Origin of the sequence: Phenylobacterium sp. J367, from assembly GCF_024699985.1 — a bacterium.
Classification (GTDB): domain Bacteria; phylum Pseudomonadota; class Alphaproteobacteria; order Caulobacterales; family Caulobacteraceae; genus Phenylobacterium.
Genome location: NZ_JAJONA010000001.1, coordinates 2,496,014 through 2,518,891 on the forward strand (window position 1 = coordinate 2,496,014; position 22,878 = coordinate 2,518,891).

23 protein-coding genes and 2 pseudogenes are annotated in these 22,878 nt (G+C 70.3%); 8 read left to right on the plus strand and 17 right to left on the minus strand.

Annotation, left to right across the window (positions count from 1 at the left end; all coding sequences use genetic code 11):
* Positions 1–3: 3 nt before the first annotated feature.
* On the plus strand, positions 4–1,527 hold the full coding sequence (locus LRS04_RS13475) for an ATP-binding protein (protein WP_257816805.1): 1,524 nt from the start codon (positions 4–6) through the stop codon (positions 1,525–1,527).
* On the opposite strand, the pseudogene radC reads toward LRS04_RS13475, so the two are convergent.
* A pseudogene (gene radC / locus LRS04_RS13480) lies at positions 1,505–2,258 on the minus strand (DNA repair protein RadC). The gene LRS04_RS13475 and the pseudogene radC sit on opposite strands and share 23 nt — an antisense overlap.
* A 226-nt stretch (positions 2,259–2,484) precedes the next feature.
* Complete coding sequence (locus LRS04_RS13485; protein ID WP_257816806.1) at positions 2,485–5,136, minus strand: M1 family metallopeptidase; 2,652 nt, start codon at positions 5,134–5,136, stop codon at positions 2,485–2,487.
* A gap of 710 nt (positions 5,137–5,846) precedes the next feature.
* Between LRS04_RS13485 and LRS04_RS13490 the strand changes: the two genes are divergently transcribed.
* Positions 5,847–6,041 (plus strand): hypothetical protein, encoded by a 195-nt coding sequence (locus LRS04_RS13490; protein ID WP_257816807.1) that lies wholly within the window; start codon positions 5,847–5,849, stop codon positions 6,039–6,041.
* Between the two features lie 48 nt (positions 6,042–6,089).
* On the opposite strand, the gene LRS04_RS13495 is transcribed toward LRS04_RS13490, so the two are convergent.
* The 4 genes from LRS04_RS13495 to sfsA form a co-directional block, all read right to left on the minus strand.
* A complete protein-coding gene (locus tag LRS04_RS13495) occupies positions 6,090–6,968 on the minus strand; it encodes an ABC transporter ATP-binding protein (RefSeq protein ID WP_257816808.1) in 879 nt (292 codons plus the stop codon).
* 118 nt (positions 6,969–7,086) lie between these two features.
* Positions 7,087–7,905, minus strand: a complete 819-nt coding sequence (gene map, locus LRS04_RS13500; protein WP_257816809.1) for a type I methionyl aminopeptidase — start codon at positions 7,903–7,905, stop codon at positions 7,087–7,089.
* Between the two features lie 94 nt (positions 7,906–7,999).
* Positions 8,000–8,413, minus strand: a complete 414-nt coding sequence (locus LRS04_RS13505; protein ID WP_257816810.1) for a hypothetical protein — start codon at positions 8,411–8,413, stop codon at positions 8,000–8,002.
* Positions 8,414–8,460: 47 nt separating this feature from the next.
* On the minus strand, positions 8,461–9,189 hold the full coding sequence (sfsA, locus tag LRS04_RS13510; RefSeq protein WP_257819112.1) for a DNA/RNA nuclease SfsA: 729 nt from the start codon (positions 9,187–9,189) through the stop codon (positions 8,461–8,463).
* Between the two features lie 267 nt (positions 9,190–9,456).
* Here sfsA and LRS04_RS13515 point away from each other — a divergent pair, with 267 nt between their 5' ends.
* The 3 genes from LRS04_RS13515 to LRS04_RS13525 all read left to right on the plus strand — a co-directional run bounded on the left by LRS04_RS13515 (position 9,457) and on the right by LRS04_RS13525 (position 11,433).
* Positions 9,457–10,215, plus strand: coding sequence for a competence/damage-inducible protein A (locus LRS04_RS13515; RefSeq protein ID WP_257816811.1), 759 nt, complete (start codon positions 9,457–9,459; stop codon positions 10,213–10,215).
* A 93-nt stretch (positions 10,216–10,308) separates the two neighbouring features.
* Complete coding sequence (locus LRS04_RS13520; protein ID WP_257816812.1) at positions 10,309–10,569, plus strand: hypothetical protein; 261 nt, start codon at positions 10,309–10,311, stop codon at positions 10,567–10,569.
* 132 nt (positions 10,570–10,701) lie between these two features.
* Positions 10,702–11,433, plus strand: coding sequence for a ParA family protein (locus LRS04_RS13525; protein ID WP_257816813.1), 732 nt, complete (start codon positions 10,702–10,704; stop codon positions 11,431–11,433).
* A gap of 246 nt (positions 11,434–11,679) precedes the next feature.
* Here LRS04_RS13525 and LRS04_RS13530 read toward each other — a convergent pair whose 3' ends face one another.
* Positions 11,680–12,369 (minus strand): capsular biosynthesis protein, encoded by a 690-nt coding sequence (locus LRS04_RS13530; RefSeq protein WP_257816814.1) that lies wholly within the window; start codon positions 12,367–12,369, stop codon positions 11,680–11,682.
* Positions 12,366–13,079 carry a phosphotransferase gene (locus LRS04_RS13535; protein WP_257816815.1) on the minus strand — a complete coding sequence of 238 codons (714 nt, stop codon included), beginning with the start codon at positions 13,077–13,079 and terminating at the stop codon, positions 12,366–12,368. The genes LRS04_RS13530 and LRS04_RS13535 overlap by 4 nt, the downstream gene beginning before the upstream one ends.
* Positions 13,080–13,664: 585 nt before the next feature.
* On the opposite strand from LRS04_RS13535, the gene LRS04_RS13540 reads away from it, so the two are divergent.
* The gene (locus LRS04_RS13540; protein WP_257816816.1) at positions 13,665–13,952 is read left to right on the plus strand and encodes a hypothetical protein; all 288 of its coding nucleotides are present in this window, start codon (positions 13,665–13,667) and stop codon (positions 13,950–13,952) included.
* Between the two features lie 18 nt (positions 13,953–13,970).
* Here LRS04_RS13540 and LRS04_RS13545 read toward each other — a convergent pair whose 3' ends face one another.
* The 6 genes and pseudogenes from LRS04_RS13545 to LRS04_RS13570 all read right to left on the minus strand — a co-directional run bounded on the left by LRS04_RS13545 (position 13,971) and on the right by LRS04_RS13570 (position 17,321).
* Entirely contained in the window at positions 13,971–14,345 is a 375-nt protein-coding gene (locus tag LRS04_RS13545) for an HAD-IIIC family phosphatase (protein WP_257816817.1), read from the minus strand.
* A gap of 144 nt (positions 14,346–14,489) precedes the next feature.
* Positions 14,490–15,257, minus strand: a complete 768-nt coding sequence (locus LRS04_RS13550; RefSeq protein ID WP_257816818.1) for a GMC family oxidoreductase — start codon at positions 15,255–15,257, stop codon at positions 14,490–14,492.
* Positions 15,258–15,345: 88 nt separating this feature from the next.
* Positions 15,346–15,633: pseudogene (locus LRS04_RS13555) on the minus strand (GMC family oxidoreductase N-terminal domain-containing protein); the annotation flags it as partial.
* Positions 15,534–16,100, minus strand: coding sequence for a GMC family oxidoreductase (locus LRS04_RS13560; protein ID WP_257816819.1), 567 nt, complete (start codon positions 16,098–16,100; stop codon positions 15,534–15,536). The gene LRS04_RS13560 and the pseudogene LRS04_RS13555, both read right to left, overlap by 100 nt.
* A 187-nt stretch (positions 16,101–16,287) precedes the next feature.
* Positions 16,288–17,151: a hypothetical protein gene (locus LRS04_RS13565; protein WP_257816820.1), complete on the minus strand. Its 864-nt coding sequence runs from the start codon at positions 17,149–17,151 to the stop codon at positions 16,288–16,290.
* Positions 17,136–17,321, minus strand: coding sequence for a hypothetical protein (locus LRS04_RS13570; protein ID WP_257816821.1), 186 nt, complete (start codon positions 17,319–17,321; stop codon positions 17,136–17,138). The genes LRS04_RS13565 and LRS04_RS13570 overlap by 16 nt, the downstream gene beginning before the upstream one ends.
* A 315-nt stretch (positions 17,322–17,636) precedes the next feature.
* On the opposite strand from LRS04_RS13570, the gene LRS04_RS13575 reads away from it, so the two are divergent.
* The gene (locus LRS04_RS13575) at positions 17,637–19,274 is read left to right on the plus strand and encodes an NAD(P)/FAD-dependent oxidoreductase (RefSeq protein WP_257816822.1); all 1,638 of its coding nucleotides are present in this window, start codon (positions 17,637–17,639) and stop codon (positions 19,272–19,274) included.
* Between the two features lie 62 nt (positions 19,275–19,336).
* Positions 19,337–19,549 carry a hypothetical protein gene (locus tag LRS04_RS13580; protein ID WP_257816823.1) on the plus strand — a complete coding sequence of 71 codons (213 nt, stop codon included), beginning with the start codon at positions 19,337–19,339 and terminating at the stop codon, positions 19,547–19,549.
* Here LRS04_RS13580 and cueR read toward each other — a convergent pair.
* From cueR to LRS04_RS13595, 3 genes are all read right to left on the minus strand, one after another.
* On the minus strand, positions 19,515–19,943 hold the full coding sequence (gene cueR, locus LRS04_RS13585) for a Cu(I)-responsive transcriptional regulator (protein ID WP_257816824.1): 429 nt from the start codon (positions 19,941–19,943) through the stop codon (positions 19,515–19,517). The genes LRS04_RS13580 and cueR overlap by 35 nt on opposite strands.
* A 10-nt stretch (positions 19,944–19,953) precedes the next feature.
* Entirely contained in the window at positions 19,954–22,314 is a 2,361-nt protein-coding gene (locus LRS04_RS13590) for a heavy metal translocating P-type ATPase (protein WP_257816825.1), read from the minus strand.
* 73 nt (positions 22,315–22,387) lie between these two features.
* Positions 22,388–22,864 carry a HutD family protein gene (locus tag LRS04_RS13595; RefSeq protein ID WP_257816826.1) on the minus strand — a complete coding sequence of 159 codons (477 nt, stop codon included), beginning with the start codon at positions 22,862–22,864 and terminating at the stop codon, positions 22,388–22,390.
* Positions 22,865–22,878: the final 14 nt, after the last annotated feature.

Below are 22,878 nucleotides of genomic sequence, written 5' to 3' on the forward strand. Positions count from 1 at the left end.
GCCATGGCTTCGGACGCGTCCGTCCAGATCGGCGCAGGCGGTCCTGCGCCCGAGCCGCTGCCGTCGATCTCGGGGGCCGAGTTCCGCCTGCTGATCGAGCGGAACGCCGACGGCATCCTCGTGCTGGACGAGGACGGGACGGTGATGTTCGCCAATCCGGCCGCCTCGGTGATCTTCGGCCGGTCGGTCGAAGACCTCGTGGGCCACGCGCTGGGCATGCCGTTCGTGTCGGACGAGACGACCGAGATCGAGGTCTTCCCGCCGGGCGGCCCGCCGATCCAGGCGGAGGTGCGGGTCGCCGAGACGACGTGGGACGCCAGGCCGGCCCGGCTGTGCAGCCTGCGCGACATCTCCCGCCGCCGCGAGCTCGAAGAGCGTATGAGGCAGGCGCAGAAGATGGAGGCGGTCGGCCAGCTCACCGCCGGCGTCGCGCACGACTTCAACAACCTCTTGATGGTGATCCGCTCCTCCACCGATCTGCTGCGCGGGCGGGCGGTGTCCGAGGAGAAGCGCCGCCGCTACATCGACGCCATCAGCGACACCGTGGACCGCGCGGCGAAGCTGACGGGACAGCTTCTGGCGTTCGCGCGGCGCCAGGCCCTGAAGCCGGAGGTGTTCGACGTGGTCGAGCGCGTCGCCACGGTGACGGAGATGCTGCAGAACCTTCTCGGCGGGCGCATCCGGATCAACCTGGTCCGCCACTGCGCCCAGGCCTTCGTCGAGGCGGATCGCAGCCAGTTCGAGACGGCCCTGATCAACCTCGCCATGAACGCGCGCGACGCCATGGACGGGGAAGGGGTGCTGACGGTGGAGGTGGACCAGCCGCCGGCCTCCAAGACGCTTGGCCGGTGCGTCGCCATCACCGTGACCGACACGGGCGCCGGGATCTCCGCCGAGCAACTCACGCGCATCTTCGAGCCCTTCTTCACCACCAAGGCGGTGGGGCAGGGGACGGGCCTCGGGCTGTCGCAGGTCTATGGCTTCGCCAAGCAGTCCGGCGGCGACGTCGCCGTCCGGAGCCCGGAGGGCCAGGGCGCCGCCTTCACCCTCTACCTGCCCGCAGTGGACGGCTCGCGCGCCGCCTCGCCCCGCTCCGAGACCCCCGCCCAGGCCGAGCCGCCCTACGAGCCCGGCGGGAAGGTGCTCATCGTCGAGGACAATCCCGAGGTGGGCCGGCTCTCGGCCGAGCTCCTGACCGACCTCGGCTACGAGCCGGAATCCGTACCGAGCGCCCAGGAAGCGCTCCGACGGTTGGCGGAGGGCCCCCAGGCCTATCGCCTGGTGTTCACCGACGTGGTGATGCCGGGCATGAGCGGCCTCGAGCTCGGCCAGGAGATCCGCCGGCGGTATCCCGAGATCCCTGTCGTGCTGACCTCCGGCTACAGCGCCGCGCTGACCGACGAGGGGCGGGACGGCTTCGAGCTGCTCCAGAAGCCCTATGCCGTCGAGGACCTGTCGCGGGTGCTGCGCCGCGCCAAAGGGCGCTCCGCGATAGGGCGGCGACCTAGAACAGCCCCAGCGCCTTGAAGCTGGCGACGCCGTGGCGACCGACGACGAGGTGGTCGTGGATGGCGATGCGCAAGGGGCGGGCCGCATCGACCACCTGGCGGGTCATGTCGACGTCGGCGGCCGACGGCGTCGGGTCCCCGGACGGGTGGTTGTGGACGAGGATGATGGCGCTGGACGACAGCTCCAGGGCGCGGCGCACCACCTCGCGCGGATAGACCGGCGCGTGGTCGACGGTGCCGCGGTTCATCACCTCGTCGGCGATGAGCTGGTTCTTCTTGTCGAGGAAGAGGACGCGGAACTGCTCGCGGGCCTCGTGGGCCAGCGCGGTCTTCACATAGGCCAGCAGCGCCGACCAGGAGGAGATCACCGGCCGCCGCGCGACCTGGTCGCGGCCGGCCCGGAGCGCGGCTTCGTGCAGAAGCTTGAGATCGAGGGCGACGGCCTCGCCCACCCCCCTTCACGGTCTTCAGCTCGTCGACCGTGGCCCCCAGGACGGCGGCGAGGCTGCCGAAGCGGGCGAGGAGCTGCTTGGCGAGCGGCTTGATGTCGCCCCGCGGGATCGAGCGGAAGAGGAGGAGCTCGAGCACCTCGTAGTCGGGCAGGGCCGCGAGGCTCGCCTGGGCGCGGGTCCGCAGCCGGTCGCGGTGGCCGAAGTAGTGGGGCTTCGGCGCAGGCGACCTTGCAGGCGCCTGGGCCGTCCAGAGATCGGCGGCGGCGCTGGCGTCCTCGACGGCGGGCAGGTGGTCCATGGGGGAACAATGTTCCGCAAATGTTCCGGGATGGCAAGAGGCCAAATCCCTCCCCCTTCAGGGGAGGATGGACGGCGCGGAGCGCCGCCGGGTGGGGGTGTGTGGATCGGGCGCGACACGGCGGCGAAGGGCGCGCTTCCGTGCAACGCGGCGCTTGAACGCCACTTCCCCACCCTGGCCGCTGCGCGGCCTTTCCCTCCCCTGAAGGGGAGGGATGGCGCGCGCGCTAGCCGCCAGTCACCCGGATCGCGTTGTCGTCGGAGTTGCGGTCGATCTGCTTGTTGTAGGGATCGACGCCGGCGTACTTCGGGGGCTTGTCGACGGTGACGGTGACCGTCTGCGAGCCCGTGCGGAAGGGCTGGAGCCGGAAGTAGGCCACGTCCTTCGACGAGAAGCCGCCCTTGCCGGGCTCGGCGGTGAAGACGCCCACATCGAAGAGCTCGCCCGCGACCGGGGTCTCGGTCTCCTTGCCCTGGCCGTCGGCGTACATCTTGCGGGCCTCGACCGTCAGGGTGACGTCGTAGCGGCCGTCGACGCGCTTCCTGGCCACCGCCGTCTTCGTCTTGAGATCGTAGATGGTGATCTTCTCGACGAGGTCGGTGATGAGCTGCTGGGCCACGGGGTCGGCGCCGGCCTGGGCGCGGAGGGCGTCCACCAGGTCCTGGGAGCGCGGGTAGGGCGCGCCCTTGAAGGCGTACTGCTGGAGGACCTGGCGGAGCGCCGCGTTGACCTTCGCCTCGCCCAGCCGGTCGGCCAGCAGGTACATGACGATGCCGCCCTTCTGGTAGTGGATGTAGTCCTGGTTCTCGACCCGGATGAGCGGCAGCTCCTCGACGGCCTCGCCGCCGCGGCGGCGAAGGTAGTTGTCCAGCTCGCGCTTCAGGAAGCGGCGGATGCCGTCGGGGCCGTGGATCTTCTCCATGACCTTCAGCGCCGAATAGGAGGCCAGCGTCTCGGACAGCATGGTGCCGCCCTGCATGTCGGCGCCGATCACCTGGTGCGCCCACCACTGGTGGCCGAGCTCGTGGGCGGTGACGTAGGTGACGAAGTCGACCTTCTCCTTGTCCCGGTTGTCGGCGATGAAGCCGATCGCCTCGGAGTAGGGCATGGTGTTGGCGAAGGCCTGGGCGAAGGTGGCGTAGCCCGGGAACTCCAGGATCCGCGCCTGCCGGAACTGATAGGGGCTGAACTCGGCCTGGAAGTAGTCGAGGCCGACCTGCAGCGCCTGGATCATCCGGTCGACGTTGTAGGGATGCTGGGCGTCGTAATAGATCGCCAGCTCGACGCCCTTGTGGTCGACCTTCTTGATCGCGTAGCGCGCCGACTGCACCGAGAAGAAGTTCAGCACCGGCGCGTCGGTGCGATAGCGGACCGTGCGGCGGCCATCGCGGGTGACGTCCGAGACGCGGTAGCCCGGCGCGATCGGGGTCTGGTCGGCGACGGTGGTGATGGTGATGTCGGCGTTCACCCAGTCGGCGTTGCCCACATAGTTGCGGTCCTGGGCCGAGCGGTCCTCCAGCTTGGCGGGCCGCAGCTCCGCCGGCAGGCCGTACTTGCGGCGCTTGGCGCGGTCGCGCAGCGACTGGTCGCGGCCCATGCCGATCGAGGGCGCGAACTCGAAGTTGTTCACGAAGGTCCCGTTGTCGACGAGGCGGGTGGTGTTGCCGCTGTTCTTGAAGCCGCGCTGCTGCATGACCGTCTCGAAGACGAGCTCGACCGCCTGGCCGGGCTGGAGGGGCTGGGCGAGGCGGAAGATGCGGTAGTTGAAGCGCTCGTCGAAGCTGACCGTGGCCGGAACCGACAGGGTGAGCTTTCGCGCTTCGGTCTCGCGGTCCATGCGGACGTGCAGCTCGCCGATCGGGGCGGGGCTGTCGTTGACCATCCGGTAGGTGCCGCGGGTGACCAGGCGGGGCGCGTGCGGATCGAGGTCGAGGTCCAGCCGGACGTCGGTGACCGAGGGCTGGGGCAGGCGCTCGTACTTCAGGAACTGCTTCTCGTAGTCGGCCTGCCAACGTTCGCCGTCGAGGCGGGTGCGGTACTCGTTCCAGACGTTGGTGTTGAGGTAGATGAAGCCGCCGAAGCCCACGAAGGCGACCACGGACACGGCGGCGAGCGCGCCGGCCGGGCCGGTGAGGCGCCGGGGCAGGCGCTTCAGGCGCGGCGCGAGCCGGGTCTCGGTCCCGCGCCGCCAGAGGCCGTAGGCCAGCACCAGCAGGATCACCGCGAACGCCGTCCAGTAGGCCCGGAACCAGGCCGCGAAGCCGGCGAAGTCGCCCTGGCCGTTCATGTCGGAGAGCGGCACGGGCGGCGCGCCGCCGTAGTTGTATAGGTTGTGCTCGAAGCCCAGGTTGCCGAGTGTGATCGAGGCGATCAGGTAGAGGACCATCAGGCCCCAGCCGACGAACTTGTGAGGCGAGATCGCCTGGAAGAAGATCGCCAGCACCGCCACCAGGGTCCAGTCGATGGCGTTCGGGATCACGTACCAGACGAGGTACTTGCCGATGGCGACGTCGGTGTAGCCCTTGCTGAGCTGGATGATCACGCCGGCGATCGCGCTGACCAGCAGGGTGGCGAGCAGCACGAGGGTCAGCGCCAGGGTCTTGGGAACCACGAAGGCCCAGTCGGGCACGGCGGTGGCGTCGATGATCTCGTGAGTCTTGCGGTCCCGCTCGCGCCAGACCAGTTCGCCCGCGTAGTAGATCGACACGATCATGGTGATGAAGGTGAAGCTGCCGTTCAGGGTGGAGATCACCCAGCGGGTCACCGGATAGATGTCGGTGCCGCCCTGTTCGGCGCCCAGCACCAGGCTGCCGGCCGAGTTGAAGAGGCCGAGCAGCAGCAGGACCACGAAGGCCGGGCTCTTGAAGACCTGCCCCATCTCGAAGCGCGTGCGCTTGGAGAGCCGCGCCCAGGCGGTGGCCGGGCCTTCGCTCGGGGCCGGCAGCGGGCCGGTGCGGACGGGCGGCGCCCTCGAGCTCGGCGGCGGCGCGCAGCTTGTCGAGCTTCTTCGCCTTCTTGCCGCGCACCTCGAAGCGGAACACCGCATAGGCCACGGCCAGGAAGGCCAGCGCCACCCCGACCCAGATCACCCGGTTCCAGAGCAGGGCGCCCTCAATGGCCGGCAGTGTGGTGTTGGCTTCCGCGGCGGTGAAGTAGCGGGTGGCCAGGGAGAAGGCGGCAAGGCCGAAGGGATCGGCCAGGGCGGCGATCTCGCGCCGCTCAGGGTCCCGCAGCGCCGCATTCATCACGATGTAGAGGACGAGGAAGGCCGCGACGCCGACGTAGGTCGCCATCATCGAGCGGGTGGCCGTGGCCAGCGAGAAGAAGATCGCCGAGACCAGGAAGAGGCTCGGCAGCACGAGCCAGAGGTAGGCGAACAGGTAGTAGTCGAGGTGGTTCGGCCCGAGCGTCTCGGGGTCCACCCAGGGCATCAGCGAGCCCAGGAAGATGGCCAGGGGCACGAACAGGAAGGACGCCGCCGTCGCCACGAAGGCGCCGGCGAACCGGCCGAACAGGTAGTCGAACTTGCGGATCCGCGTGGAGCGGATGATCGGCCCGTAGCCTGTCTCGTCGTCGCGGACGATGACGTTGGCCACGAAGGCCGTCGACACGAACATGAAGAACAGCGTCATGATCAGCATGGTCTGGCTGATCGCGCTGGGTGCGTTCTTGTGGATGTTGCCGCCGGACCCGATCTGGATCTGGTCGATGGTCATCGAGCCGAAGACCAGCAGGAAGAAGATCAGGCCTGCGATCCAGAAGATCGGCTGGCGGATCTGGTAGCGGAGCTCGAAGCCCGCGATCTTGCCGAACATGGGCGCGTCCTGGGCTTTAGGCCGCGCGCCGCGAGGCGGTCAGCGTGGAGAAGTAGACGTCCTCGAGGCCGCCCTCGACAGGCGTGAAGCCGGCGCCCGGCGACGTGTCGGAGAGCACGTGGACGACGGTGCGGCCGCCGGAGAGGCGGGTGGAGATCACCTCGTGGGCGGCGCGCGTGGCGTCCAGCTCGTGGCGGTCGATGGTCTTGGTCCAGATGCGGCCCTTGAGGTCGCCCATGAGCTGGGCGGGCGCGCCCTCCTTGAGGATCCTGCCGCCGGCGAGGATCGCCATGCGCGGGCAGAGGTCGGAGACGTCCTCGACGATGTGGGTCGAGAGGATGACGACGACGTTCTCGCCGATCTCGGCCAGCAGGTTGAGGAAGCGGTTGCGCTCCTCGGGGTCGAGGCCGGCGGTGGGCTCGTCGACGATGATCAGCTGGGGCCGGCCGATCAGGGCCTGGGCGATGCCGAAGCGCTGGCGCATGCCGCCCGAGTAGCCGGCGACCGCCTTCTTGCGCACGTCCCAGAGGTTCACCTGGTGGAGCAGGCCCTCGACCGTCTCCTTGCGCTCCGCCTTGCCGGCGATCCCCTTCAGGACCGCCATGTGGTCGAGCATGTCGTAGGCGTTCACCCGCGGATAGACGCCGAAGTCCTGCGGCAGGTAGCCCAGCGTGCGGCGGAGCTTCTCGGGCTCCTTGATGACGTCGATGTCGCCGAAGCGGATCTCGCCGGAGGTCGGCGTCTGCAGGGTGGCGATGCTCCGCATCAGCGTGGACTTGCCGGCCCCGTTCGGGCCCAGCAGGCCGAACATCCCGGTGCCGACCTCCAGGTCGACGGCGTCGAGCGCCTTCGTGCCATTGCCGTACACGTGCGTCAGGTTCTTGATCGACAGCATCGGATTTTCACCACCCCTCGTTGCGGGGGAGGCTGCACCGGAGGCGGTTACGCGCGCAAGTTAGGGATGCGTAACGTTTGGGGGCGGAGTGTTACTTCCCTCCCTGAATAGGGAGGGACTAGGCGCTCAGCATCTCGGGCTTGAACTGGCCGGTAGGGGAGGCGCTGAAGATCTCGACGCCGGTCTCGGTGACGCCGACGGAGTGCTCGCACTGGGCCGACAGCGACTTGTCGCGGGTGACCGCCGTCCAGCCGTCGGAGAGCAGCTTCACCGGGTGCTTGCCGAGGTTCACCATCGGCTCGATGGTGAAGAACATGCCGGGGCGGAGCAGCTCGCCCGTGCCCTTCTGGCCGAAGTGCAGGATGTTCGGCGTGTCATGGAACACCCTGCCCAGGCCGTGGCCGCAGAAGTCGCGAACCACCGAGCAGCGCATGCTCTCGACGTAAGTCTGGATGGCGTGGCCGATGTCGCCGGTGCGCTGGCCCGGCTTCACGGCGGCGAGGCCGCGCTCGAGGGCCTCGTAGGTGACGTCCACCAGCCGCTTGGCGCGGGGCGCGACGGCGCCGACGCCGTACATGCGGCTCGTGTCGCCGTGCCAGCCGTCGACGATGACGGTGACGTCGATGTTGACGATGTCGCCCTCGCGCAGCACGCGCTCGCCGGGGATGCCGTGGCAGACGATATGGTTCGGGCTGATGCAGGTGGTCTTGGTGTAGCCGCGGTAGCCCAGGCAGGCCGGGATCGCGCCGTGGTCGAGGATGAACTCGCGGGCCAGATCGTCGAGCTTCTCGGTGACCACGCCGGGGACCACGTGCGGGATCAGCATGTCCAGACACTCGGCGGCCAGCTTGCCGGCGCGGCGCATGCCCTCGAAGTCCTCGGGCGTGTGGATCTTGATCTGGCCGGTGCGGTGTTCGCCGTCGAGGATGTCGGTCATGGGAGAGCTCTTGAGCGCGGGCGGCCTCAGACCGGGGCCGCCGTAAAGAGCCTATGTCGCAATCCCTGACCGGAAGTTCAACGGCGGCGGGCGTTTAAGCCGCGATCTGCTTGGGCAGCGGCTTGTCGGCGAGTGGCTCGCTCTCGTCGGAGACCACGGACGAGAGCCCGGCGCAACTCGGCGGCTCGGCAGGGGGCTCGGCGCCGCCGATGCCCATGCTCATCGCCCGCCAGGCGCCGGTGTCGCCCGGCGGCTTCGGGAACGGCAGCTCCCGCAGCGTGCCGGCCGCCAGCGCGTCGACGCGGGCGTCGCCGGAGGGCTTCACCACCACGACCTCGGCGAGCTTGGTGGCGTCGGCGCCCCAGCGGACGCAGACCCCGACCGTGCCCCGGATGTCGTCGTCGGCCGCGGGCGCGGCGGCGGGATCGACCACGGCCCCGGCCGCCACAGCGGGGATCGGCGACAGGACGGCGGCGGCGAGGGCGAGGGCGCGGAAGGATCGGTTCATCAAGGGCCTCCGGGGCGCAAATGCCCGGAAGCGGAACGGCGTTCCCGCTATCCGGCGAGGACCTGAGGATTCCGTGCGCCGACCCAGGGCATGGGCCGGGTCAGCCGGACGCCCGTGGTGTCGATCTCGCAGCCGTAGACCAGGACCTCGACGCCCTGCTCGGCGACTTCGGAGAGGGCGGCGGCGAAGGTCGGGTCGCAGTCGGCGGCGGGGCTGAAGCGGCTGCAATCGGTGCGCTGGACGACGAACAGGACGATGGCGCGGTCGCCTTCCGTGACCGTGTGGGCGAGCTCGCGCAGGTGCCTGGTGGAACGGGCGGCGACGCAGTCGGGGAACTCGGCGAGCCCGTCCTGGCGCTTCAGGTGGCAGTTCTTCACCTCGAGCCAGGCTCTCGGACGGCCGGGATGCTCCAGCAGGAAATCGACGCGGGAATTGGCGCCGTACTTCACCTCTCGCCGGTGGACCTCGTAGCCGGTCAGCTCGGGGATGGCGTCGGCGGCGAGCGCCTCGGCGACCAGGCGGTTGGGGTGCAGGGTGTTGATGCCGACGAGGCCGCCGTCGGCCTCCACGAGCTCAAGGGTGTGGCGGAGCTTTCGCTTCGGGTCGTCGGAGGTGGAGACCCAGGCGGGCAGGCCCGGCGTGTTCAGCCCGAGCATCGCCCCGGGGTTCGGACAGTGGGCGGTGATCGCCGTCCCGTCCTCCAGGACCACGTCGGCGAAGAAGCGCTTGTACCGGGCGACGAGGGTTCCGCGGAGGAGCGGCGAGGGGAAGAGCATGGTGGGCATCTCTGCTTGCGCTTCTCTCCGATGTCATCCCGGTTTCGCCGCAGGCGAAGACCGGGACCCAGGAAGCGCGGCGGTGAAGGAAGGGCGGGGGCGAGAAGCCAGGCGCAACGGGCGTGGGCGGTGGCTACTGGGTCCCGGTCTTGGGCTTCGCCCAAACCGGGATGACACGTAGAGGGAAGGACGCGTGGTTCCTTCCTTGACCGCGTCGGAGGCCACGGCTCCAATCGTGGTGGAACGTGTTTTCAGTGAGGGAAGTCGATGTCTGAGGATCGCGTCACGGCCGGCGTGCTGATCATCGGCGACGAGATCCTTTCCGGGCGGACGCAGGACACCAACCTTCGGGACATCGCGCGGTATCTGGGGGTGCACGGCGTGGACCTGGCCGAGGCCCGGACCGTGCCGGACGTCCTGGAGGAGATCGTGGCGGCGCTGGACGCGCTCCGGACGCGCTACGACTATGTGATCACCACGGGCGGGATCGGGCCGACGCACGACGACATCACCGCCGACGCGGTGGCGGCGGCGTTCGGGGTCGAGCTGATCGAGCATCCCGAGATCCTCGCCATGATGACCGCGCGCTGGGGCGACGAGCTGAACGCCGCCAGGCGGCGCATGGCGCGGGTGCCGGTGGGCGGCGAGCTGGTGAAGAACCCCGTCCAGGGGCCGCCGGGCTTCACCATCGGCAACGTCTTCGTGCTGGCCGGCGTGCCGCAGATCATGCGTGGGATGCTGGAGGACGTGGGGCCGCGGCTGAAGGGCGGGGCCGTCACCGTGTCGCGGACCGTGCGGGTCGAGGGCTCGGGCGAGGGGGTGATCGCCGCGCCGCTTGAGGCGGTGGCCAAGGCCCATCCCGACCTGTCGCTCGGCAGCTATCCGTTCTTCACGCCGGAGGGGTACGGCTCCAACCTCGTGCTGCGGGGCCGCGATCCACAGGCGCTCGCCTCGGCTGTGGATGAATTGCTGAACGCGCTCCGCGCGGCCGGCATCGAGACGGTCCGAGAGATCGAACCTGCCTGATCCGGTTACGGCGGTGTGACATCGGGTTGATTTGTTCCGTGGCCGTCGTTCGGCTATGTCTTGAGCCAGACCGTCTCCGGGGAGCGCCAGTCCATGATCGCCATCACCTTCGCCGCCGTCCTCATGATGGCCGACACCACGGCCCAGGCGGCGCAGCCGGCGCCGGTCGCCGAGCAGCCCGCCAAGAAGGGCAAGGTGAACAAGAACGGCCTCGTCTGCAAAAAGGAGGCGGTCCTCGGCTCCAAGCTGCCCACCAAGGTCTGCATGACCCAGGAGCAGTGGGACGAGCGCCGGATGATCGACCGCCAGAACACCGAGCAGCAGCAGCGGTTCAACCCCCAGCCGGTGGGTTGATTCCGGGCGCCGCGCGCGCCTGATTCCCATAGCTGTCAAACGATCTTCACAGCTGTGGATAAGTCTGCGCATCCTTAACGCCTGGGAACCCTCCGGAGAGGGGGTTGCCGCGATGGATTGGGGGGCGCGCAGGTGAAGACGCTTGCCGTGATGTCCCGCAAGGGCGGGGCCGGAAAGACGACGGTCGCGGTCAACCTGGCCCTGGCCGCCCGCGCCATGGGCGTGAAGGCCCTGCTCGCCGACGCCGACCCCTTGCGCAGCGCCTGCGAAGTCCTGCGCGAGCGGGAGGAGGCGGCCTCCCTGCTGTTCGAGACCAGCGCGGCCAAGCTCTTCGCGCTCACCGAGGCCTGCCGGCGCGGCGGGGCCGAACTGCTGATCATCGACACGCCGGCGGCGCCCGAGATGGACGTCTCCGAGGCGGTGAAGGTGGCCGACCTGTGCCTGGCGGTGGCGCGCCCGACCTACCTCGACCTGGCCGCGGCGGTGCGCTCGGTGGCGATCATCCAGCGGCTGGGCCGCGATGGCGTCATCGTGCTGAACCAGTGCGCGCCGGCCCGGAACGGCGTCGAGCCGCCGGCGGTGCTGAAGGCCTTCGAGGCGCTGAGGTTCGCGGGCCTGCCGGTGGCGGGCGCAGCGCTGCGCTCGCGGCTGGTCTACCAGACGGCGTTCGCCCAGCAGCGCTCGGTGCTGGAGATCGACGGCGAGGGCCCGGCCTCGGCCGAGGTGAAGGCGCTGTTCGCCGAGGTCTGGAAGCGGATCAACGGCGAGAAGCCCGCCCCGGTCCGCACGGCCAACGACGACCTGGCGAGGCCGTGGATGATCCCCCGCGCGCCGGGCGTGACCTTCGTCCAGCCGCCGGCCTAGGTCGGTCCAAGAACCCACGAAGAAGGACGGCGAAGCGGTCGGACGGATCCGCTTGGCCCGGAGGCAGCGGGCTCCTTCTGTGTGTTTCTGTGGTTCCCATTCTGCAGCCCCGCGGCGGCGCTGACGTCGCAGGATTCAAACCACAGAAACACACAGAACCACACAGAAGGCGGGCCGTCGGCGACGTTCGTGGTGCGCCGCGTTCGTGGATCTATGGCGCGGCTGCGCCGCGCGGCGCGCTAGCCCTTAAGCGCCTCGTATTCGGCAGGCGTGCCGCAGAAGACCACCTCGGAACGGTCGATCTCGCGCCAGGCGATCCGGCGGCCGGCGCGGATGAGGTGGTTGTAGAGCGGGGCGACATAGAGCTCGGGAGCCTGGGGGCGCCTCGCGTTCGGCGGAAAGCGCCGCGCGGAAGTCCGCGGCGCGGGCGAAGTGGTAGAGGCCGGTGCAGCAGAGGTCGGAGATCGGCTTCTTCTCGGCGGTCTCGATGGCCCAGGGCTCGGGGCCGGACGCCGGCTTCACGTAGGACCAGTTGGCGCCGGAGCCGCGGAAAACCTCCAACCAGCCGTCGGCGTCGTCGAAGAGCCCGCCCGGGAAGGTGAAGCCCGGCCGGAAGGTGTCGATGTTGAAGATGGTGAGCGGGCCGTCGTGGCCGCCGAGGCCGCGCTCGACGGTTTCGGCCTGGCCGGCCGTGGGGCCGTCGAGTCCGACGACACGGGAGTCCTCGATCCCCAGGCGCTCGGCCTCGTGCCGGACGAAGCCGTCGTTGTCGCCGGCGGTGATGAACAGGAAGGGCCGGCGGCGGAACTCGGCCTCGAAACTGCCGACCGCATTGGCGAAGACGCTCCTGCCGTTCAGGTCCAGCATGTACTTCGGCACGGTGTAGCCGGCGTCAAAGAACCGCTGCGAGCGGCCGGCCATGGGGATGACGATCACGCGGCGGCCCTGAGCGATCCGTCGAGCTCGCACCAGAGGCGGAGCGCATTGGCGAGGAACGCCTGCTGCCGGTCCGGGCGGTCGGCGTGCAGGGGGAGCATGGAAAGGAAGAGGCTGGCCATCACCGCGCGGACCGGCTGGGAGAGCCCGCCCTGGCCGTCGACCACGAGGTCGGCCAGCGCGCCCTCCAGCCAGGGCTGGCAGGCCACGGGATCGAAGGCGATTTCCCCGTCGGCGGAGAGCGCATAGCGGCCGGCGATGATCTGGTCGTACCGGCCGACCACCGAGTGGGCGAGCTTGGCGAGATCGTAGCGCAGGTCGCCGTGGAGGGTCGGCGCGCGGTCGACGGCGCCGCGCGGGTCGATGGCCTTGATCCGGCGGTTGCGGCTGTCCCACAGCAGGTTCGAGAAGCAGAGGTCGCCGTGCATGGCGACCTCGCGCCGGCCGCTCCTGAGGTCCATGGCCGAGGCGAGCTGCTCGGCGATCCGGACGAGCGAGGGGCAGGCGCGGTCGCCGTAGCGGATGCGCTTGTCGATCGGCCAGCCGGTGTCGCGGGCGAAGGTCTCCAGGCGGGCCAGCGTCTTCTCGGCGGCGAGCTGGCGGAGCGCCGCGTCGCCCGGAGCCGTCGCCCGGGACGGCGGCCATGGCCCGGAGCAGGTCCTCCACCGAGCCCATGATCCGCAGCCACGGCTTCTTCCCCACCGCCCCATAGACGAAGAGCTCGGAGAGGACGGGGGAGGAACTCGTATTCGGTCTCGTAGAAGGCGCGGCCCTGCTCCAGGCCGAAGCCCAGCAGGCGGGCGGTATAGATCTGCACCGACGGCGGGGCGGCCTGCAGCCAGTGGGCCTCGGCGCGCATCTTGGCGGTGTCGTCGGAGGACTTCTTCGCGGTCAGCCCGTCGATGCGGACGGTGTTGAAGGCCCTGGCTGTGGTCACCGCCAGGCGCGACTGAAAGAAGGTCGTGAGGTGGCCGAAGTCGAGCCAGGCGTCGGCGGGCGCCAGGCGCACGGCGTGGCCGGCCAGGTAGTGGTTCAGGCCGTCGACGAAGTGGCCGCGGCAGCGGGTGAGCGAGCGGAGCAGGTCGAGCGCCGAGGCGAAGGCGAAATAGCCGGCGGCGATCGGCCAGCCCTCGTGGCCGTCCTCGCCGGCCGGGGTGTCGTGGAGCGCGAGGATGCGGCCAGCGGCGTCGACCTCCAGCTCGGCCCAGGCGTATTCGCTCGAGCGCAGGCCGCTGACGAAGACGTCCGTGCGGCCGAGGGGGCGGGGCCGGGATCAGGGTGTCGCCGTGTAGCAGGTGGACCGGCACGTCGCCCGCGCCGATGGCGTTCAGCGCATAGACCACGGCCTCGCCGAGGCGGAGGCCTTCCGGGATCGGCACGACCTCCACGCCGAGCTCGGCCAGCCGTTGGGCGTCGGCGGCGGGGATGTCGAAACTCTCGGGCAGCACGAGATGGACCGGCCCCTCGCCGAGCGCGGCGAGCTGCAGCTCGTAGAGCCGCTGGACGCCGACAGGCAGGAAGGACGGGGGCAGGGGGGCCGAACTCGGCGGCCAGCTCCTGGCCGACCACGGCGCCCGACATGATCAGGCGGACGCTCAACCTCAGGCCTCCCGCGCGAGGAGGGCGTGGATCTCCTCGTGGGAGAGCGCCAGGAACTCCGACGGGCGGATCGCCTTGTCGTCGACGTAGAACCCCTCGGTCCCGCACCAGGGCTTGCCCACATGGACCTCGTCGTAGGGGACGTCGTGGCGGGCCAGCCAGTCGAGGATGACCGGCAGGGTGTTGGCGTTGATCTTGCCGATGTCCCCGCCGTAGGTGCGCATGTTGCGCGCCGAGCAGATGACGATCTCGAAGCCCTGATCGCGGTAGGCGCGCAGCTTCTCGACCATGGCGAGGTTGGGCGCCCGCTCGGCGTAGGGGCGGCCAGCGTCGTCGTGGGTTAGGGTCCCGTCGAGGTCGAAGACGAGGCGCTTCATGGAGCCGAGGGTAGGACGATTCTGGAGGCCCAATTGCTCCCCATCGGGGGAGCTGTCGCCGCAGGCGACTGAGGGGGTCATCCACTGTCTGAGCGGACCCCCCTCCGGCCCTTCGGGCCACCTCCCCCGAAGGGGAGGAATGGTTCAGCGCCGGTCCTCCAGGATCATGGCCGCGCCCTTCTCGGCGATCATCAGGGTGGGGGAGTTGGTGTTGCCGCTGACGATGCGGGGCATGGCCGAGGCGTCGACGACGCGCAGGCCCTGAACGCCGCGGACGCGCAGTCGGGCGTCCAGCACCGCGTTGGGGTCGTGGTCCGGGCCCATGGCCGCCGTGCCCGCCGGGTGGAAGATGGTGGTGCCGATGTCGGCGGCGGCGGCGCGGAGGTCCTCGTCGCTGGTCAGGTGGGCGCCGGGGCGGAATTCCTCGGGCCGGTACTTCGCCAGGGCGGGTTGCGAGGCGATGCGGCGGGCGAGGCGGAGCGCGTCGCAGGCCACTTCGCGGTCCTCGTCGGTTGAGAGGTAGTTGGGGGCGATGCGCGGCGGGGCGGCGGGATCCGGCGAGACGGCGTGGATGCTGCCCCGGCTGGACGGCCGCAGGTTGCAGACGCTGGCCGTGAAGGCGCCGAACGGGTGCATGCCCTCGCCCCACCGGTCGAGCGACAGCGGCTGGAAGTGGAACTCCAGGTTGGCGGTGGCGTAGCGGGCCGACGACCTGGCGAAGAGGCCGACCTGGGACGGCGCCATGGTCAGGGGCCCGGAGCCGTTCAGGGCGTATTCGATCCCCATCCAGGCACGCTTGGCGAGGTTGGCGTACTCGGTGTTGAGGGTCCGGACGCCTGAGACCTTGAACACCGGGCGGAGCTGCAGGTGGTCCTGCAGGTTCTCGCCGACGCCGGGGCTGTGATGGACCACGAGGGCGCCGAGGGCCTGCAGGCGGGGCGCCGTCGCCGACGCCGGAGAGCTCCAGCAGCTTGGGGCTCATCACCGCGCCGGAGGCCAGGATCACCTCGCCCGCGGCCTTCGCTTCGAAGAGTTCGGCGCCGCGGCGGAAGACGACGCCGGCAGCCCGCGTCCCATCGAACGTCACCCGCTCCACGTGGACGCCGGTCTCCAGGCGCAGGTTCGGGCGCTTGAGGGCCGGCTTCAGGAAGCCGCGCGCAGCGCTCCAGCGGCGGCCGCGCTTCTGGTTCACCTGGAAGTAGGCCGAGCCCTCGTTGTCGCCGGTGTTGAAGTCGCCGATCTTGGGGATCCCCAGCTCGGCGGCGGCGTCGCGGACCGCGTCGAGGATCTGCCAGCGGACGCGGGGATGCTCAACGCGCCATTCGCCCCCGACCCGTGGAACGGGCTCCCGCCGTCGATGTGGTCCTCATGGCGCTTGAACGCAGGGAGCACGTCGTCCCAGCCCCAGCCCTCGAGGCCGAGCTGGCGCCAGCCGTCGTAGTCGGCGGCCTGGCCGCGCATGTAGATCATGGCGTTGATGGCGCTGGAGCCGCCGATCACCTTGCCGCGTGGATAGGCGAGCGCCCGGCCCCCCAGGCCCGCCTCGACCTCGGTCTCGAACATCCAGTCGGCGCGCGGATTGCCGATGGCGAAGAGGTAGCCCACGGGGATGTGGAACCAGACCCAGTCGTCCTGACCGCCCGCCTCCAGCACGAGGACGCGGTTGGAAGGATCGGCCGACAGGCGGTTCGCCAGCAGGCAGCCGGCGCTGCCCGCGCCGCAGACGATGTAGTCGTAGGTTCCGAGGTCAGGCACGGGTGCTCTTTAGCCTCCTCTCCCGTCGCGACGCGAGGGGAGAGGGCAGGGTGAGGGGCGGCACGTGCGGTGGTGTTCCGCCGGTGAGAGGTCGAGGGCCCTCGGGCTCGCATCCGGCGTGGCGGACGGGTCCCAGCCGGCCCTCACCCTACCCTCTCCCACTCGCTGCCGCTCGCGGGAGAGGAGATTACTCCGTCAGATCCACGCTTTCCGGCGCCCGGCCTTCCTTCTCCGCCAGTCTCGCGCCGGCGAGGATGCCGGGGAGGGAGTAGTTGCCCTCGTGGCAGGCGTATTCGTAGACCGGGCCCTTGGCCGCGTTGAGCGGCATCTCCGCCTTCCAGGGCTGGGTGAACACCTTCGGGTCGTCGACAGTGAACTGGTAGAGGATCTGGCCGTCGGCGATGCGGGTAAAGCGCTCGGTCACCTTGGCGTCCTCGGAAATGTAGATCGTGGCCGCGAAGTAGGGCCTGAGCACCTCGCCCGGATTGAAGTTGGTGGTCTCCACCACGAGGGTGTCGCCCTCCCACCAGCCGATCGAGTCGCCCATCCAGGGACGGATGTGGGCCGGCAGGTGGGTCTTGTCGTTCAGCCGGATCACCCGGGCGTCGTGGTTCATCTCGACCACGATGGCGACCGTGTCCCGGGTCTGAACGATCTCGTAGTGGTTGTTGTAGAGCACGTTGAGCATCGGCGGACCGGCGGTGGAGCCGAAGCCCAGGATGCACCGCTCGCCGAGCGGGCGGTCCTCGGGGCCGTCGAAGGTGTTGCGGGCCTTGGCGAGCGTCGCCTGCAGCAGCTTCCGGCCCTCAGCGCTGTAGGGCAGCTTGCCGTCCGCCGGCTCGACGATCCAGGAAGTGCGCGCCTCGCCTCGGATGCGGCCCAGCGTCGTGCCGGGATCGGTCCAGGCGGCGTTGTAGCCGCCGGGATCGTCGGCCACCGGCGGGGCGCCGGCGTTGGGATCGGTCGGCCTGTCCTGGGCGGCGCGCATGGCGGCGCGGCGGGCCTCGAAGGCCCTGGCCTCGTCCTCGGTGAGGGTCAGGGACTTGAACATCGCCGGGCGTTCCAGCCCGGTGATGGCGGCGTTGGTCCACACGCCCCCAGGTCCGGCTGGCCGAGGGCGTTGCGCGGCGCCTTGTAGGCCTGGGCGGCGGCGGTCGTCGCCAGGGCGAGCGCGGCGAGGGCGAGGAGGGAGCTGCGGAGAGTCGGGCGGAACGTCGTCATTCGGAACGCTACCGCCGCTCCCCTCCGATTGTCGAGCTTTCGGTATGGCGCTGCGTCAGGTGCGGCGCCTTTCGGGCTTGATTGTCGTCGGGGAACCTGGAGGCTGATCGGCGATAACACGAGGTGGGAGGACGGCCATGTCGGAGACGCTGGACCGCAAGCCGGACGATCTGGGGTTCGATCCGGAGGCGCTGAAGGCGCGCTACCGGGCCGAGCGCGACAAGCGGCTGCGCGCCGACGGCAACCAGCAGTACGTCGAGATCGCCGGCCGGTTCGCCCATTACCTGGACGACCCCTACGTCGAGAAGGTCGAGCGTGCGCCGCTCGCCGACGAGGTCGAGGTGCTGGTGGTCGGGGGCGGCTTCGGGGGGCCTGCTGGCCGGGGCCCGGCTGCGGGAAGCCGGGGTGAAGGACATCCGCATCGTCGAGAAGGGCGGGGACTTCGGCGGCACCTGGTACTGGAACCGCTATCCCGGCGCGGCCTGCGACATCGAGAGCTACATCTACCTGCCGCTGCTGGAGGAGATCGGCTACCTGCCGAAGGAGAAGTACTCCCGCGCGCCGGAGATCCTGGCGCACAGCCGGGCGATCGGCGAGCACTTCGGCCTCTACGACAACGCCTGCTTCCAGACCGAGGTCACCGGGATGCGGTGGGACGAGGATTCGGCCTGCTGGATCGTGACGACCAACCGCGGCGACGCCATGAAGGCCCGCTTCGTGGTCATGGCCAACGGGCCGCTGCACCGGCCCAAGCTGCCCGGCATCCCGGGCGTCGAGAGCTTCAAGGGCCACTCGTTCCATACCAGCCGCTGGGACTATGCCTACACGGGCGGGGATTCCAACGGCGGGCTCACGGGCCTGAAGGACAAGGTCGTCGGGATCATCGGCACCGGCGCGACGGCCGTGCAGTGCATCCCGCACCTCGGCGAGGGCGCCAAGCATCTCTACGTCTTCCAGCGGACGCCGTCCTCCATCGACGTGCGCGCCAACCGGCCGACTGATCCGGGCTGGGCGCAGACGCTTCAGCCGGGCTGGCAGCAGTACCGGATGGACAACTTCAACACCCTGGTCTCGGGCGGCTTCGCCGACGAGGACCTGGTGGCCGACGGCTGGACCGACATCATCGGCAACATCCTGCTGCTGGCCCGGCGCAAGGCCGCGGCCGGCGAGCCGGTGGAGAACCCGGCCGCCCTGATGCAACTCGCCGACTTCAAGAAGATGGAGCAGGTGCGCGCCCGGGTGGACGAGGTGGTGAAGGACCCCGCGACCGCCGAGGCCTTGAAGCCCTGGTACAACCAGTTCTGCAAGCGGCCGTGCTTCCACGACGAGTACCTGCCCACCTTCAACCGCCCGAACGTCACGCTCGTGGACACCAAGGGCCAAGGTGTCGAGCGGATCACCGAGACCGGCGCGGTGGTGGACGGTCGCGAGTACGAACTCGACTGCCTGATCTATGCGACGGGATTCGAGGTCGGCACCGAGTACACCCGGCGCTCGGGCTACGAGCTGTACGGGCGCGGCGGCCAGACGCTGACCGACAAGTGGAAGGAGGGCGCCTCGACCCTGCACGGGCTGACCACCCGCGGCTTCCCCAACTGCTTCATCGTCTCGAACGTGCAGTCGGGCTTCTCGGCCAACTTCCCGCACATGATCAACGAGCAGGTGAAGCACATCGCCTATATCGTGCAAGCGGCGACCGAGCGGCAGGCCCGCACGGTGGAGCCCAGCGCCGAGGCCGAGGCGGACTGGGTCGACACCATCGTGAACCTCGCGGTGCTGCGCGAGGCGTTCCTCAAGGAGTGCACGCCCGGCTACTACAACAATGAGGGCAAGCCCGAGGTGATGAGCGCCAAGAACAGCTCCTACGGGGCGGGGCCGGTGGCGTTCACGCGGGTGCTCGAAGCGTGGCGGGCCGAGGGGGATCTCCGCGGACTAGAGCTGGCCGCGAACTAACAAATGTAAACATCCTCCGGTTGTAAATTTGCAATCGGGAGGCGAGTCGTCCCTTATCCCCCGTGGGAGACGACGGGAACCAACTGAGCGAACGGGCGCGGGGGCACATCCCCGCCCTGATCCTCGCCAACGGCGGCGCCAGCGAGGCGGAGGCCACGCTCCTGCTGAAGGCGCTCGCGCGCCTGTCCGAGATCCAGCGGGAGCAGGGGCCGCAGGCCGCGGAGGCGGCGGCCCTGGCGCTCAAGATGGCCTGGAGCGGCGAGGAGGATCGCTAGGCAGGGAGCCCGCGGTCAGGTCGGCCAGGATCGGGCAGTCCGGGCGGTCGTCGCCGGCGCAGCAGTGGGACAGATGCCGCAGGGCGTCGGCCATGGCCTGCATCTCGGCGATCCGGGCGTCGAGGTCGGCCACATGCCGGTCGGCGATGGCCTTCACCTCCCGGCTCGGGCGCTCGCGATCGCGCCACAGGGACAGCAGCCGGGTGATCTCCGCCATCGAGAAGCCGAGGTTGCGGGCGCGGCGGATGAAGCGCAGCTCGTTCACCTGCCGCGCGTCGTACTCGCGGTAGTTGGCCTCGGTGCGCGCCGCGGGCCGGACGAGGCCGATCTCGTCGTAGTAGCGGATCATCTTGGCGCTGATGCCGGTCGCCCGGGCGGCCTGGCCGATGTTCATGGCGCTTTCCTCACAGCTTCACGCCCCTCAGGCGCAGCGCGTTGCCGACGACGCTGACGCTGGAGAGCGCCATGGCGGCGGCGGCGATCTGCGGCGACAGCATCCAGCCGAACACCGGATAGAGCAGCCCCGCCGCCACCGGCACGCCGGCGGCGTTGTAGATGAAGGCGAAGACCAGGTTCTGGCGGATGTTGCGCATCACCGCCCGCGACAGCCGCCGCGCCTTCACGATGCCCTGCAGGTCGCCCTGCAGCAGGGTGACGCCGGCGCTCTCGATGGCGACGTCGGCCCCGTGGCCCATGGCGATCCCGACGTCGGCGGCGGCCAGCGCCGGCGCGTCGTTGACCCCGTCGCCGGCCATGGCGACCCGGCGGCCCTCGGCCCGCAGCCGCTCCACAACGGCGGCCTTGTCGCCGGGCAGGACCTCGGCCTGGACCTCGGCGATGCCGAGGCGACGGGCGACGGCTTCCGCGGTGGTGCGGTTGTCGCCGGTCAGCATGACGACGCGGACGCCCTCGGCCCGGAGGGCGCGGAGCGCGTCGGGCGTCGTAGGCTTCACCGGGTCGGCGATGGCGAACACCGCGGCGGCGGCGCCGTCGATGCCTGCGAAGATCGCGGTGGCGCCGTCGGCGCGCAGGGCCTCGGCCCGGTCGTCGAGCGCGCCCGTGTCCACGCCCTGCTCGGCGAGGAACCGGCCGGAGCCCAGGACCAGGCGGCGGCCCTCTACCAATCCCGTGACGCCTTTGCCGACGGGGCTGTCGAAATCCGAGGGCTCGGCGAGGGCCAGGCCACGGTCGGCGGCGGCGCGGACGACGGCGTCGGCCAGCGGGTGCTCGCTGCCGCGCTCAAGGCTGGCGGCGAGGCGCAGAACCTCGGCCTCGTCGAAACCGTCGGCCGGGTGGATGCCGACCAACGCGGGGCGGCCCTCGGTGAGGGTGCCGGTCTTGTCGACGATCAGCGTGTCGATCGTTTCCAGGCGTTCGAGGGCCTCGGCGTCCTTGATCAGCACGCCGGCCTGGGCTCCGCGGCCGACGCCGACCATGATCGAGATCGGCGTGGCGAGACCGAGCGCGCAGGGGCAGGCGATGATCAGCACAGAGACCGCGGCGACGAGGCCGGTGGCGTAGGGACTCTCGGTCCCGAGGAGCGCCCAGGCCGCGAAGGCGAGGACCGCGACGGCGATCACCGCCGGGACGAACCAGCCCGAGACCCTGTCGGCCAGCCGCTGGATCGGCGCCCGGCTGCGCTGGGCCTGGGCGACCATCTGGACGATCTGGGCGAGCAGGGTGTCGGCGCCGACCTTCTCAGCCCTGAGAATGAAGGCGCCGGTGGTGTTGATCGCGCCGGCCACCACCTTATCGCCGGCCTCGCGGGTGACGGGCAGGGACTCGCCGGTGATCATCGACTCGTCGAGGGTGGCGCGGCCGTCCTCGATTTCCCCGTCGACGGGGACCTTCTCGCCGGGACGCACCCTGAGGCGGTCGCCGACCTGGACCTGGTCGAGGGAGACCTCCTCGTCCGCGCCGTCGGCGGCGATCCGGCGCGCGGTCTTCGGCGCGAGGTCGAGCAGGGCCTTGATGGCGCCGGACGTCCGCTCGCGGGCCCGCAACTCGAGGAGCTGGCCCAGCAGCACGAGCACGGTGATCACCGCGGCGGCCTCGAAGTAGATCGCTACCGTCCCGTCGTGGCGGCGGAAGGCGTCGGGGAACAGGTCTGGGGCCACGGTGGCGACGACGCTGTAGAGCCAGGCGACGCCGGTCCCCATGGCGATGAGGGTGAACATGTTGAGGTTGCGGGTGACGAGGGAGCGCCAGCCGCGGACGAAGAACGGTCCGCCGCTCCACAGCACCACGGGGGTGGCGAGCGCGAGCTGCAGCCAGTTGGAGGTCTGGCCGCCGAGCCTCATGGTCAGGCCGGTGAGGTGGCCGCCCATCTCCAGGACGAAGACCGGGACCGTGAGCGCCAGGCCGATCCAGAAGCGGCGGGTGAAGTCGGCGAGCTCCGGATTCGGCCCGGCGTCGGCGGTGGCGATCTCCGGCTCCAGCGCCATGCCGCAGATCGGGCAGGACCCGGGTCCGACCTGGCGGATCTCCGGGTGCATCGGGCAGGTGTAGATCGTCCCGGCCGGGGCGGCGGGCGCCTCGACCCGGCCCGGCGACAGGTAGCGCTCCGGATCGGCGACGAACTTCGTGCGACAACCGGCCGAGCAGAAGAAGTACGGCTCGCCGGCATGCTCGGCGTGATGGGGCGTGGCGAGCGGGTCCACCGTCATCCCGCACACCGGGTCCTTCACGGCGTCGGGGGCGGCAGGGGTCGCGTGACGGTCATGGCCGTGGTGGGCGTGATCGTGCTGGCAGCAGCTCTTGGACATGGTCGGTCTCCACCCCGGTTGGTGAGGCCACATCCAGATGGACCTTCCCATGATGGGAGGGTCAAGGGGGCAGTCAGGAGAAAGTCGCCACATAGAGCGGGCCCACGGCCGCGGCGGCCGCCGCGTCGGGCCCGAGGCGCAGGGCGTCGTGCGTCGCCAGGGCGACGCCGCCGACCGTGGCCGGCCCAAGCGCGACGGCGACCTGCTCCGCGCCGCCCAGCCGGCCGCTGTCGATCCGTTCGACGGTCGCGCGGACGCGGCCGCGACGGGACATGACGTTGAGGTCGAGAACGGGGCCCTTCAGCACCTCGCCGTGGGTCGGCGCGTCGCCGGGGAAGGCGAGGTGGTCGCCGGGGCCCAGCGTCACCGAGCCCAGGCCCTCGATGTCGAGGCGGATGCGGCCCTCGATCACCGCCAGCCAGCGGTCCACGCCGGGGAAGACGGAGAAGGGGCCTGAGGCGGCGACCTCGGCCATGCTGATCCGCCAGTCGAACGCGTCGAAGCCGGCGCCGGGCGGACAGGCCACCACCTCGCGTGACGCCGCCCCCATTCTTCCAGGGGACA